Source organism: Streptomyces millisiae (genome assembly GCF_031845425.1).
Lineage (GTDB): Bacteria > Actinomycetota > Actinomycetes > Streptomycetales > Streptomycetaceae > Streptomyces > Streptomyces millisiae.
Genome location: NZ_JAVREM010000012.1, coordinates 53122 through 65615 on the forward strand (window position 1 = coordinate 53122; position 12494 = coordinate 65615).

General features: G+C 73.9%; 13 protein-coding genes. 9 read left to right on the top strand and 4 right to left on the bottom strand.

The genetic code is table 11. The features are described from left to right. The first annotated feature begins 31 nt into the window (after positions 1–31). From eboE to RNC47_RS12925, 4 genes are read left to right on the top strand one after another with little or no spacing between them, the layout of a single operon-like run. Complete coding sequence (gene eboE, locus RNC47_RS12910; RefSeq protein ID WP_311598414.1) at positions 32–1222, top strand: metabolite traffic protein EboE; 1191 nt, start codon at positions 32–34, stop codon at positions 1220–1222. Next, positions 1219–2601: an alkaline phosphatase family protein gene (locus tag RNC47_RS12915; protein WP_311598416.1), complete on the top strand. Its 1383-nt coding sequence runs from the start codon at positions 1219–1221 to the stop codon at positions 2599–2601. The genes eboE and RNC47_RS12915 overlap by 4 nt, the downstream gene beginning before the upstream one ends. Before the next feature lie 43 nt (positions 2602–2644). After that, positions 2645–3214: a Chromate resistance protein ChrB gene (locus RNC47_RS12920; RefSeq protein WP_311598418.1), complete on the top strand. Its 570-nt coding sequence runs from the start codon at positions 2645–2647 to the stop codon at positions 3212–3214. 8 nt (positions 3215–3222) lie between these two features. After that, positions 3223–4368 carry an MFS transporter gene (locus RNC47_RS12925; protein WP_449657347.1) on the top strand — a complete coding sequence of 382 codons (1146 nt, stop codon included), beginning with the start codon at positions 3223–3225 and terminating at the stop codon, positions 4366–4368. A 13-nt stretch (positions 4369–4381) separates the two neighbouring features. Here RNC47_RS12925 and RNC47_RS12930 read toward each other — a convergent pair whose 3' ends face one another. From RNC47_RS12930 to RNC47_RS12940, 3 genes are all read right to left on the bottom strand, one after another. Then, entirely contained in the window at positions 4382–5887 is a 1506-nt protein-coding gene (locus RNC47_RS12930) for a helix-turn-helix domain-containing protein (RefSeq protein WP_311598423.1), read from the bottom strand. A 103-nt stretch (positions 5888–5990) separates the two neighbouring features. Continuing rightward, positions 5991–6569 carry a hypothetical protein gene (locus RNC47_RS12935; protein ID WP_311598425.1) on the bottom strand — a complete coding sequence of 193 codons (579 nt, stop codon included), beginning with the start codon at positions 6567–6569 and terminating at the stop codon, positions 5991–5993. Positions 6570–6755: 186 nt separating this feature from the next. Continuing rightward, entirely contained in the window at positions 6756–7640 is an 885-nt protein-coding gene (locus RNC47_RS12940) for a LysR family transcriptional regulator (RefSeq protein ID WP_311598427.1), read from the bottom strand. Positions 7641–7710: 70 nt separating this feature from the next. On the opposite strand from RNC47_RS12940, the gene RNC47_RS12945 reads away from it, so the two are divergent. The 3 genes from RNC47_RS12945 (at position 7711) to RNC47_RS12955 (ending at position 9361) form a co-directional block, all read left to right on the top strand. Beyond that, the gene (locus RNC47_RS12945; protein WP_311598429.1) at positions 7711–8094 is read left to right on the top strand and encodes a YybH family protein; all 384 of its coding nucleotides are present in this window, start codon (positions 7711–7713) and stop codon (positions 8092–8094) included. A 64-nt stretch (positions 8095–8158) separates the two neighbouring features. Beyond that, the gene (locus RNC47_RS12950) at positions 8159–8986 is read left to right on the top strand and encodes a transporter substrate-binding domain-containing protein (protein ID WP_311598431.1); all 828 of its coding nucleotides are present in this window, start codon (positions 8159–8161) and stop codon (positions 8984–8986) included. A gap of 9 nt (positions 8987–8995) precedes the next feature. Further along, positions 8996–9361: a PH domain-containing protein gene (locus tag RNC47_RS12955; RefSeq protein WP_311598433.1), complete on the top strand. Its 366-nt coding sequence runs from the start codon at positions 8996–8998 to the stop codon at positions 9359–9361. 6 nt (positions 9362–9367) lie between these two features. On the opposite strand, the gene RNC47_RS12960 is transcribed toward RNC47_RS12955, so the two are convergent. Next, a complete protein-coding gene (locus RNC47_RS12960; RefSeq protein WP_311598434.1) occupies positions 9368–10801 on the bottom strand; it encodes a glycoside hydrolase in 1434 nt (477 codons plus the stop codon). A 125-nt stretch (positions 10802–10926) separates the two neighbouring features. On the opposite strand from RNC47_RS12960, the gene RNC47_RS12965 reads away from it, so the two are divergent. Next, the gene (locus tag RNC47_RS12965; RefSeq protein ID WP_311598435.1) at positions 10927–11484 is read left to right on the top strand and encodes a GNAT family N-acetyltransferase; all 558 of its coding nucleotides are present in this window, start codon (positions 10927–10929) and stop codon (positions 11482–11484) included. Positions 11485–11596: 112 nt separating this feature from the next. Further along, positions 11597–12400 (top strand): TIGR03936 family radical SAM-associated protein, encoded by an 804-nt coding sequence (locus RNC47_RS12970; RefSeq protein ID WP_311598437.1) that lies wholly within the window; start codon positions 11597–11599, stop codon positions 12398–12400. The last annotated feature ends 94 nt before the right edge of the window (positions 12401–12494 follow it).

Sequence of the window (12494 nt, forward strand, 5' to 3'; positions counted from 1 at the left end):
CACCGAGCCCGAGACACCGAAAGGAGCCGCCATGACGTTCCGGCACCGCGACGGCACCCGCGTGCACCTCGCGTACTGCACCAACGTCCATCCGGCCGAGGACGCCGAAGGGCTGCACCGCCAGCTGCGCGTCTTCGGCGCCGGCGTCCGCGCCAGACTCGACGCGGACCGGATCGGCCTCGGCCTGTGGCTGCCCGCCCCGCTGGCCGCCCGCCTCGCCACCGAACCGGCCGAACTCGACCGGCTGCGCCGCGCCCTGGACGAGCACGGCATCGAGGTCGTCACCCTCAACGCGTTCCCCTACCGCGGGTTCCACGCCCCCGTCGTCAAGAAGGCCGTCTACCGACCCGACTGGACCGAGGAGGAGCGGCTCGGCTACACCCTCGACTGCGCCCGGGTGCTGACCGGGCTGCTGCCCGACGACGCCGCCCGCGGCAGCGTCTCCACCGTGCCGCTGGCCTGGCGCGAGCCCTGGGACGCGGGCCGGCACGGCGCCGCCCGCGCCATGCTCGACCGGCTGGCCGAAGGACTCGCCAAGCTGGAGGCGGAGACCGGCCGCACCGTCCGCGTCGGCCTCGAACCGGAACCCGGCTGCATCGTCGAGACCGTGGCCGAGGCCGTCGAACTGCTGGCCGGCGTCGACACCCGGCGGATCGGCGTCTGCCTCGACACCTGCCACCTCGCCGTCGCCTTCGAGGACCCGGCCGGCGCCGTGGCCGCCCTCGCCGAGGCCGGCCTGCCCGTCGTCAAGGCGCAGGTCTCGGCGGCCCTGCACGCCGCCGAGCCGGCCGACGCCGACACCAGGGCCGCGCTCGCCCGCTACACCGAGGACCGCTTCCTGCACCAGGTCCGCGAACTGCCCCCGGGCGACGGCGCGGTGGCGGCCCGCGACGACCTGCCCCAGGCGCTGGAAGGTCCCGCGGCGCTGCCCGGCAGCGGCCCCTGGCGGGTGCACTTCCACGCCCCGCTGCACCAGCGCCCCGAACCGCCGCTGGACACCACCAGTGACCACCTGGAGCGCACCCTGGCCGAACTGTTCGCCGGACCCGAGCCGCGCACCGACCACCTGGAGGTGGAGACCTACACCTGGTCCGTGCTGCCCGAGCGGTTCCGGCCCACCGGCGACGCCGAGCTCGCCGCCGGACTCGCCGCCGAACTGCGCTGGGCCGCCGGCGCGTTGGGCCGCGCCGGCCTGACCGAGACCGAGAAGGAGACGGCATGACCACCGCCCGACGCGTCCTGCTGCTCGACGTCGTGGGCCTCACCCCACGGCTGCTGGAACACACCCCCAACCTGCGGGCCGTCGCCGAACGCGGCTGGCAGGCCGAACTGGAGACCGTGCTGCCCGCCGTCACCTGCTCCGTGCAGTCCTCCATGCTCACCGGGCTGCCGCCCGCCGGGCACGGCATCGTCGGCAACGGCTGGTACTTCCGCGACCTCGGCGAGGTCCACCTGTGGCGGCAGCACAACCGCCTGGTGGGCGGCGAGAAGGTGTGGGAGACCGCGCGCCGCGCCCAGCCCGGCTACAAGGTGGCCAACGTCTGCTGGTGGTACGCGATGGGCGCCACCACCGACTGGACCGTCACCCCGCGCCCGGTCTACCACGCGGACGGCCGCAAGTCCCCCGACTGCTACACGCGGCCGACCGAGCTGCACGACGAACTCACCGAGGAGCTCGGCCCGTTCCCGCTCTTCCACTACTGGGGGCCGACCGCGTCGCTGCGCTCCAGCGAGTGGATCGTCGCCGCCACCCGCCGCCTGATGCCGCGCGCCGACCTGACGCTGTCCTATGTGCCGCACCTCGACTACGACCTCCAGCGGTACGGCCCCGACAGCCCGCAGGCCGCCCGCGCCGCCGCCGACGTGGACCGGGTCCTGGCACCGCTGCTGCGGGACGCGCGGGAGACCGACACCCGGGTGGTGGTCGTCAGCGAGTACGGCATCACCGCCGCCAGCCGCCCGGTGCACGTCAACCGGGCGCTGCGCCGGGCCGGGCTGCTCGAGGTCTACACCCAGGAGGGCATGGAGTACCTGGACCCGTGGGCCTCCCGGGCCTTCGCGGTGGCCGACCACCAGGTGGCGCACGTCTACGTCGACGACCCGGCCGACGTGCCGGCCGTCGCGAAGCTCTGCGCCGACCTGCCGGGCGTGGAGCAGGTCCTGGACCGGGACGGGCAGGCCAGGTACGGGCTCGACCACGAGCGCTCGGGCGAGCTGGTGCTGGTCGCCGAGCCCGAGTCGTGGTTCAGCTACTACTACTGGCTGGACGACGCACAGGCCCCCGACTTCGCGCGCGGCGTGGAGATCCACCGCAAGCCCGGCTACGACCCGGCCGAGCTGTTCTTCGACCCCGCCGACCCCCGCGCCAGGCTGCGCGCCGGCGTCGGCCTCGCCCGCAAGAAGCTGGGGCTGCGCTACACCACCAACGTCGTCCCGCTCGACGGCCGTTGGGTCGGCGGCACGCACGGCCGCCTCCCCACCGACCCGGCCGAGGGACCCGTGCTGCTCTGCGACACCCCCACCGGCCACCGCGACCGGATCGCCGCCACCGAGGTCCGCGACCTGGTGCTGGAGTTGGCGGGGCTGCCGAGAAAGCCGTGACAGGCGCTTCCGATCATGATGTAGCAGGCGTTACATTGCCCAGGTGGAAGACGTAACGCGGGCCCAGTGGGTCGTGCTCATCGTGCGGTTGCCGGCGCAGCCCTCGCGACACCGGGTCGCGGTGTGGCGGGAGCTGCGCCGGGTCGGCGCCCTCTCGCTCGGCCAGGGGGTGTGGGCCGCGCCCGAGGTGGCCGTGTTCGCGGACGGCATCGAGCGGGCCGTGGCCATGACGGAGCGGGCCGGCGGCGAGGCCGTGGCGCTGCGCGCCGGCGGGCGCGGCCCGGCCGACGCCGAGCGGCTGCGGGACATGTTCGCGGCGGCGCGCGCCGAGGACTGGGCGGAGTTCGTCGCCGACTGCGGCAAGTACCTCGCGGAGCTGGAGAAGGAGACCAGGCAGGCCAAGTTCACCCTCGCCGAGCTGGACGAGGAGGAGCAGAGCCTGGAGCGGCTGCGCCGCTGGCACCGCGACCTCCGGGCCAAGGACGTCTTCGGCTCCCCGGGCGCCGCCGAGGCCGAGGAGCGGCTGGCCGCCTGCGTCCGCCGCTTCGAGGAGTACGGCGAGCGGGTCTTCGCCCATCTGCACGCCTTCGACGCGCCGGGGGACGGGGCATGAGAACCGCCATGTGGCCGCTGTACGCGGCCGGCTTCACCACCGCGTTCGGCGCGCACGGCATCGCCGCCAACCTCGGCCAGGGCGAGGAGGACCTCGCGACCTCGCTCCTCTACCTCGGCCTGCTGCTCGCCCTCTACGACGGCGCCGAGGTCGTGCTCAAGCCGGTGTTCGGCACCCTGGCCGACCGGGTCGGCGCCCGGCCCGTGCTGCTCGGCGGCCTGGTGGCGTTCGCCGCCGCCTCCGCGCTGTTCGTGGTGGTGCGCGATCCCGACTGGCTGTGGGCGGCCAGGCTCGGTCAGGGCGCGGCGGCCTCCGCCTTCTCGCCGGCCGCCTCCGCGCTGGTCGCCCGCCTCAACCCGGCCGCCAAGCACGGCCGGGCGTTCGGCTCCTACGGCTTCCACAAGTCCATCGGCTACACCGCGGGGCCGCTGCTCGGCGGCGCGCTGATCTGGCTCGGCGGCCTCACCCTGCTCTTCGCGGTCCTCGCGGCGCTGGCCGCCACGGTGGCGGTGTGGGCGGCCCTTGCCGTCCCGGCCGTGCCGCCGCTCCCCAAGGAGCGCCAGACCGTGCTCGGCCTGGTGCGGCGGCTCACGGACGGCGCCTTCCTGCGGCCGGTGGCCGCGCTCGCCGCCGCCACGGCCGCGCTCTCCGCCGGCGTCGGCTTCCTGCCGCTCTCCGGCGCCGCCGCCGGCCTCACCCCGCTGGCCACCGGCGCCGCCGTCTCGGTGCTCGCCGCCTGCGCGGCCTTCACCCAGCCGTGGGCCGGCCGCCGACTCGACGGCGGCCGACTGACCACGCGGTCCGGGCTGATAGCCGGCCTGCTGGTGACGGCCGCCGGCCTCGGCGCCGCGACGCTGCCCGGCGCCGTCGGCGTCCTCGCCGGCGCCGCCCTGATCGGCGCCGGCACCGGCGTCATCACCCCACTCGGCTTCGCGGCCCTGGCGGCCGCCACGCCCAGGGAACGCCTCGGCCAGACCATGGGGACCGCCGAACTCGGCCGCGAACTCGGCGACGCCGGCGGCCCCCTGCTGGTGGCGGCCATCGCCGCCACCGCGACCCTGACCTGGGGCTACGCGACCCTGGCCCTGCTGACCGCCCTCCTCCCCCTCACCCTCCGTACGAGGCCCACGCCGGCCCCGACGCAGGTGGCCTGACCGCCGAGCCCCCTCAGGCCACCGTGAGCACGGGGGTGTCCTGGGAGATGCGGAGGGCGTGGACGAGGTCGTGGACGCCGGATCCGGTGTCGCTCAGCAGGGCGCGGTGCAGGAGCCGCTCCGCCGAGCGCACCCGGGCTCGTACCGTGTTCCGGCTGATGCCGAGGCGCGTGGCGGCCCGCTGGGCGTCGGTGTTGGCGCCGATCCAGGCGCGCAGGGTGGCGTCGAGGCCGCGGTGGTCGGCGTCCCGCAGCGGGCTGAGGAACGCCTCGGCCCACACGACGGCGGGCTGGGCGCGGAACAGTTCCTCCAGGGTGGGCGCCGGCTGCTCGACGTCGCCACCCGCGGCGAGCGGGGGGCCGGCGATGCCCAGTGCCAGGGCGAGCGCGGCGCGCGAGCTGACGTCGTTCAGGCCCGTCCCGAGGGCCTCCTCCGCGCGTCGGACGTGGGCCCGGACCGTGTTGCGGCTGATGCCGAGCAGGCGGGCGATCCCGGCCTGCGGCACGTCGGTCGCGAGGCGTGTCACGTTGATCGTGAGTCTGGGCGCGGAGCTCAACGGTCGCAGGAAGGCACGGGCCCAGGCGAGAGCCTCCTGCTCAGGGAGCAGGTGGACGAGCGGTGACTGGCCCTGGTAGTCGGCGACCCGGGTGGGACGGTCGCGGGCCACCGCCAGCGCGTTGGCGGCCTGGGCGTACGCCTCGGCCGTCGCGGCCAGCGGATGCGGGCCGCTGATCCCGAGCGTGTAGCCGGGGTTCTCACGGACCAGGCGGAGCAGCGTCTCCCGGTGGCCGTGGGCGTCGTTCGCACCCTCGGCCAGGACGCAGATCAGGTGATGGTTGTAGACGGGGCAGCGCACCAGGAGGTCGGGCCCGTGGAACCCCGTATGGTCCTGGTACGCCTCGGAGATCAGGTCCCGGTCGGCCGGCCCGCACCGCAGCAGGTAGACCCGGACGGCGGCGGCGTCCAACACCGCCGGGACGGCGCCAGCCATCATCCGCCGGGCCAGGAACGGCTGCCCCTCCATCAACGCGCTCAGCACGGCGAACCGTAACTGCCGCGCCCGATCCCGGCTGATCCTGGAAGCCGCGGCGGCCTCGCGCGTCCCGTGCAGCGCGGCCAGCACGCCGCACGCGGCCGAGACCAGCGAGCGTGACTCCTCGCTCGGCGCCGACGAGTCGATCACGACCAGCACCGGATGCGGCACCCGCGGCCCGATGGCCTCGCAGCGCACCCGCAGCCCGCCGGACTGTTCGGCCGCCGTCGCCAAATCCCCCAGGGCCAACCGGGGGAACACGCGCGCCAGCCAGTCGGGCATCCGCCGTGGGAACCCGGCGGTGCCGGCCGCCACGACCCCGCTCCCCGTCAGAAGACCGACCTCGGCACCGGTCCGCCGCCCCAACCACTCGACGACCTGACCGACGTCCGGCGCGGCGTCCCGTGACATCTGCCGCGTCAACTCCCGCAGCAGCTCCCGTTCCCCGTCCCCCCGCCGCGACGTCTCCTCGTCACGCTCGACCATGATCCGCCCCCTTTGTCCCCGTCCTCTCCCCAGAGGACCACGACACCGGCCGCCGTTCCAGACCCCGCCCCCGCGCCGCCGGCCGGTGTCGGTCGGGAGTGGCTCAGCTCAACTGGAGGGAGCTGGCGCGGTTGTTCCAGTTCAGCACCGTCGGGCAGTCGCCCTGTCCGGAGCCGGTGAGGTTGGTGCAGTAGTCGATCCAGCCGGACCGGGGCCCGTCGGGGTTGTTGTTGACCCAGTCGGAGAGCCTGACGTCGCACCGTTCGTGCGTGATCAGCGAGCTGATGGAGTCGTTCATGGAGACGCCGTCGGGGTTCGCGATGTTGTAGGTCAGTTGGTAGAGCGACGGAATGGCGTAGTCGACGTCCTCCGTGGTGGCCGTGCAGGGAGAGTCGCCGTAGAAGTAGGCGTACGGGCCGTCGGTGTTGAGCCCCACCCAGTCGTAGACCTCCAGCACGATCAGGGCGGCCTGTGCGTCGACGTGGGCGGTCGCCTCGTCCTCGGTCTCGAAGCAGAGGCTCTCCTGAGCCAGGTCATCGAGGTCGATCACGCAGTGCGCGCCGTCCGGGTCGGCGGCCGGCGCCGCCGCGGCGGCCGAGCCGGCGGTCGCCACCGTCACCGCCAGGACGGCGCTCGCCGCCATCGCCAGGCCCGCTAACGGGAGGCGCTTCCGTACGGTCATGTCCCCTCCTTGGTGTGCTTCGACTGATGACTTCGACTGATGACGGGGCCCCGGTAGGCACGAGCGTAGGGAGGCGGCGAGGGCGCCACCACGGTGCACGGTGGGCAGTCGGACCGGGTGGGGTGGGCACGGCGCTCAAGCCGATCACGGTCGACGACACGGCGTCGGGCCGAACCGCCGCCGCGGCTACCCGACCGGAGGCCACTCGCGGCGGGTGGCGGTCAGGAAGGCGCGGGTGGCGGCGCTCGGCGGGGGGTTCCAGACCATCGCCAGCAGGGCCGGCGTGTCGGCGTCCTCGATGGCGCGCGCGGTGAGGCGGTCGGCGTACGCGGGGGCCATGGACTCGCTCAGCACGGCCACGCCGAGGCCCCTGGCGGCCAGGTCGGCGATCGCGTCGGCGGCGCTGGCCTGGAGCGCGATGGTCGGCCGCGCGCCGCGCGCGGCGCAGGCGCGGTCGAAGGCGGTGCGCAGGCCGGTGCCCGGCGGCATGCAGATGACGGCGTGCTCGGCCAGCGCGCGCAGCGTCAGCCGGCGGCGACCGGCGAGCGGGTGGTCCGGCGGCACGGCGGCCACCAGCCGCTCGCTGAGCAGCGTCGACGAGCCGAGGTCCGCCGGCGCCGCCTCCGCCGCGCCGATCAGCGCCACGTCGAGCGTGCCGGCGCGCACGCCCTCCACCAGCCGGTCGGAGCCGTCCTCCAGCAGGGAGACCGTCACCCCGGGATGGGCCCGGTGGAAGGCGGCCAGCGCCTCGAACAGCGGGGTGAGGGTGCAGCCGACGACCATGCCGAGCGTGAGCCGGCCCCGGATCAGCCCGGTCACCTCGCCCACCGCCTGGCCGACGGAGGCCGCCGCCGCCAGCGCCGCCCTGGCCGGCTCCAACGCGGCCTTCCCCGCCACGGTGAGGGTCACCGCCCGCGCCGAGCGGTCGAAGAGCTCGGCGCCCAGCTCCCGCTCCAACTGCCGTATCTGGGCGCTGACCCCGGACTGGCTGATGTTCACCCGCTCGGCCGCCCGGGTGAAGTTCCGCTCCTCGGCGACCGCCACGAAGTACTCGAGCTGCCTCAGTTCCATGACCAGAAATTCTAGGTGCCAGCAGAACCAGCTGTTGGACTTCTGGTCTCCCGGGGGCCAGGCTGGGGACATGACCGAGAACGCCACGGACTACGACCGGTACGAGAAGGCCATGCGCCCCGAGGACATCACCCGCCTCTTCGTCGAGCGCTCCAACGCCGGCGACGCGGCCGGCGTCGCCGCGCTCTACGAGGAGGACGCCGTCCTGGCCTACCCGCCGGGTCAGCGGACCGTCGGGCGGGAGGCCATCCGCGCGCTCTGGGAGAAGGTGCTCGCGGGCCGCCCGCACTTCGAGCCCGAGCCGCCGCTGCCCACGCTGGTCAGCGGCGACCTGGCCCTGACCGCCACCCCGCCCAGGGACGAGGCGGGCGCCAGGGCCCAGGTGGTGCGCCGCCAGTCGGACGGCAGCTGGCTGCGCGTCCTCGACCAGCCCGAGTTCGTCCAGCCCCAGTGATAACGCCCCTTCCCGTGGCCATACTTGGCGGCGATCCAGCCACCCCCACCGGGAAGGGGCCGCCATGCGCCCGCTCCACCGCCGCACCGCCCTCTCCGCGCTCGCCCTCACCCTCGCCACCGCCGCCGGCGGCGCCGTCGTCGCCACCGCGGGCGAGCGGCCCGGCCGGCCGCCGGCCGACCGCACCCTGCTCGACACGGTCCGGGCCAGCGGCGAACTGCGCGTCTGCACCACCGGCGACTACCGCCCGTTCACCCATCTCGACCCCGCCACCGGCGAGTTCACCGGCATCGACGTCGACATGGCCGCCGACCTCGCGGAAAGCCTCGGCGCCGAGGCGGAGTTCGTGCCCACCACCTGGGCCGAGCTGCTCGACGACCTGACCTCGGACGCCTGCGACATCGCCATGGGCGGGGTCTCCGTCACCCTCGACCGCGCCCAGGAGGCGTACTTCAGCGTGCCCTACCTCGTCGACGGCAAGGCCCCCATCGCCCGCTGCGAGGACGCCGACCGGTACCGGACCCTGGAGGACATCGACCAGCCGGGCGTCCGCGTCATCGTCAACCCCGGCGGCACCAACGAGCGGTTCGTGAACGAGAACATCGAACGGGCCACCGTCGTCCGGCACCCCGACAACACGACCATCTTCGAGGAGATCGTCGCCGGCCGCGCCGACGTGATGATCACCGACGGCAGCGAGACCCGCTACCAGGAGACGCTCCATCCCGAACTGTGCGCCATCGCCCCCGACGACCCCTTCACCTTCGCCGAGAAGGCGTACCTGCTGCCGCGCGGCGACGAGGAGTTCCGCGCCTATGTCGACCAGTGGCTGCACCTCGCCCTCAACGACGGCACCTACGACGGTTACGCTGCCGAGTGGCAGAACAACTGAGGGGGCGCCATGGCACTGTTCGGCAACGCGCACGCGATCGACCCGGCCCAGGCACACCAGGAGTACGCGCGGCTGCTCGGCCCGCAGGAGCAGGTGCTGGCCGCCTACCTGCTGATCCGGGACACCATCCTGCTGACCGACCGGCGGCTGATCCTCGTCGACAAGCAGGGCATCACGGGTCGCAAGATCGAGTACCACTCGATCCCGTACAAGAGCATCAGCCACTTCGCCGTCGAGACCGCGGGCCATTTCGACCTCGACGCCGAGCTCAAGATCTGGCTCTCCGGCAACCCGACCCCGATCGAGAAGACCTTCACCAAGGGCGTCGACATCTACGAGGTGCAGGCCATCCTCACGCAGTACGTCGCCCGCTAGGGCCGGTCAGCGGTCCAGCACGATCGTCGTCAGTGAGCGCGGCGGCAGTTCGACCGAGAGCCTGCCGCCCGCCACGCTCGCCCGGCCGGTCCGCTCCAACGCGTGCGTGTTGTCGGTCAGATAGACGTCGCCGCGGGCCGGGCCCCGCACCCCCGACACGTCGAAGGACTGGCGCACCGGCGCCGCGTCGTAGTTCAGGATCTCCACCACCCGGCTGCCGTCCGCGTTGCGGAAGGCCGTCACCTCCACCGAGTCGTGCCCGGACGCGGCGTCCACCCGCACCGCCTCGGGCCGGATGAACCTGCTGTACGCGGCGAGCGCCCAGAGCCGCGAGGAGACGTGGTAGTCGGGTCCGTCCAGCTGGATCGCCGCCCTGGTCGCGCCGATCGACGCGCCGAACCAGTACAGGTACGCGTTGACCCCGGCGTCCGCGAGCGCCTCGTGGACGTCCTCGGCCAGGCTCATCCCGTCGTACCCGGTGCCGTCGTCCCAGCCCTCCGTCCACTGGTCGCCGGTCGGGTTCCACTCCGACATCCACACCGGCCGGTCGGTGGGCAGCGGGCTCGTCGCCGGGTTCCGGTACGGGTGGCCGGTGTGCAGGTCGACCAGCTCCGACGCCTCGGGGTGCGCCTCGATCGCCTCCGTGTAGGCCCGCTGCTCCGCCCAGCCGGCCGCGTCGCAGCAGGCCACGTTCATCCCGGCCAACTCGGACTCCGCCACCGTCCGGCCCAGCACCGCGGCCATGTCCGCCGCCTGCTCGGGAGTGAACCGCATCGACGCGTAGGAGGTCGTCAGATCCGGCTCGTTGGTGAAGTTGAGGTCCGTGATGTCGATGCCCTCCCGGGCGTAGAAGCGCGCGTACTGCACCAGGTACTCCGCGTACGCCCGCCGCCAGTCGCCGCTCGCGCAGTCGGTGCCCGGCACCCCGCACAGCTCGCCGCCGTTCGCGTCCGAGCCGTTGGTCTTCATGTAGCCGGGCGCGCTCCACGCGTTGGCGTAGAACCGCTCGACGCCGTACCCCTGGGCCTCCCGCGCCAGCCACACCTGGCCGCCGTCGTCGCCGTCCCACTCGTAGCGCGGCTCCGCCTCTGGCCCGCCGGGGTCGGTGGGCTGGATGGACCGCATGTGGTCGTAGACGTCGTCCGCCGAGGAGCCGATGCCGAGCCGCAGGATGCTGAAGCCGGCCCCCGACTCCCGGTCGAACAGCAGGTCGAGGACCTCCCGCTGGTGCTCCGGGGTGAGACCGCGCGCGCCGTGCATCACGTCCGCCCGCTGGAACGCCTGGGAGATGCCGAAGCCGTCGATGGCCTGCCGGTCGTCGCGGAAGTCGATGCTCCCCCTGGCGCCGACCGCCCGGCCGTCGCCCGACTCGGCCGTCGCCGAGGCCATCGGAAGCAGCGACGCCGCCAGCGCCGCCGCCAGCACGGTACGGACTCTCATGCGAACTCCCCAGAGTGGTCGTCGACTTGGCCCGAGGCATCAGCCTCTTGTCCTGCCCCGAACACGTCAATCCCCCGGGAGGGAGATCGTTGATCTCGTCCCGCCCCCTGACGCAGGATGGGACCGTGCCCGAGCTCGTCAGACCCACCACCGCCGTCCACGCCTCGTACCTGGAGGCCGTGGCCGAGTTCCAGGCCGAGGGCCGCGGCGCGCCCGACGACAACTCCCTGCTCGGCCGCGACGTCCGCACCTACGGCCGGCACTGGCACGAGCCGGCCGGCTTCGCCGCCTTCGTGGCCGCCACCATCTCCGACGCCGAGGAGGACGCGCCGCGCCCACCGGGCTTCGTCCCCTCCACCGTGCTGTGGTGGATCGACGGCGACACCTTCATCGGCCGGCTCTCCATCCGCCACCGGCTCACCCGGCGGCTGCTCGACTGGGGCGGCCTCATCGGCTACGACGTGCGCCCCACCGCCCGCCGCCGCGGCCACGCCACCGCCATGCTGCGCGCCTCGCTCCCCGTCGCCCGCCGCCTCGGCCACGAGCGCGTGCTGGTGACCTGCGACCACGACAACGTCGCCTCCCGCAAGGTCATCGAGGCCAACGGCGGCGTCTTCGAGGACCGCAGGGCGGAGAAGCTCCGCTACTGGATCGACACCGGGGGCCCGAGCGGCCTGGCGTAACCTGGACAGCAGGCAACGACTCGCGACCGGCCACGCCGTCCGCGATCCGCGACCAAAAGGACTGAGAGAACTGGGCAAGCGACAGCCCGTAGGCCCGGCGCCCGCACCGGCGGTGCAGCGCGTACGACTGCGGTACACCAAGCGGGGCCGCCTGCGGTTCACCAGCCATCGCGACTTCCAGCGGGCCTTCGAGCGCGCACTGCGCAGGGCCGAGGTCCCCATGGCCTACTCGGCGGGCTTCACGCCGCACCCCAAGGTCAGCTACGCCAACGCCGCGCCGACGGGTACCGCGAGCGAGGCCGAGTACCTGGAGATCGCCCTCGCCGAGCGGCGCGATCCCGAGGAGCTCAGGGCCAGCCTGGACGCCTCGCTGCCGCCCGGCCTCGACATCGTCGACGCCGTCGAGGCCCGCACCCCGGACTTCGCCGAGCTGCTCAACGCCTCCCGGTGGGAGCTGCGGCTCGACGGCGTCGACCCGGCCGAGGCCGACCGCGCCGTCGGCGTCTTCCTCGCCCAGGAGACGGTCGAGGTGCGGCGGCAGACCAAGAAGGGCCTGCGCGCGTTCGACGCGCGAGCCGCCGTGGTCTCCCTGACGGCACTGGAGCCCCAGGAAGCCCGCCAGCGCCACATCGGTGGGTCCGATGGGCCTGACCCCACACTTTGTGCGATACTGCGGCTGGTAGTACGGCATCACACACCCGCCGTACGACCCGACGACGTCCTGTCCGGCCTCCGCGCTACGGCCGACCTGGCGCCGCCGGTCCCCGCAGCGGTGACCAGGCTGGCGCAGGGGCCGCTCGATGAGGAGACCGGCACGGTGAACGACCCGTTCGCGCCTGACCGCGACGCTGTCTTGGCCGCCTCACCCACGGCCGCCGGACAGCAGGCCGCGGCGGCGCCGGGGATCACCGGATAGCGATGCCGTTGCCGCGCCGCCTAACCACCAGGTGCCAGGGAGCCACTCGGGTCCGGTAGTTCCGGGCGACGCACCGACCAGGAGACTTTCGCCG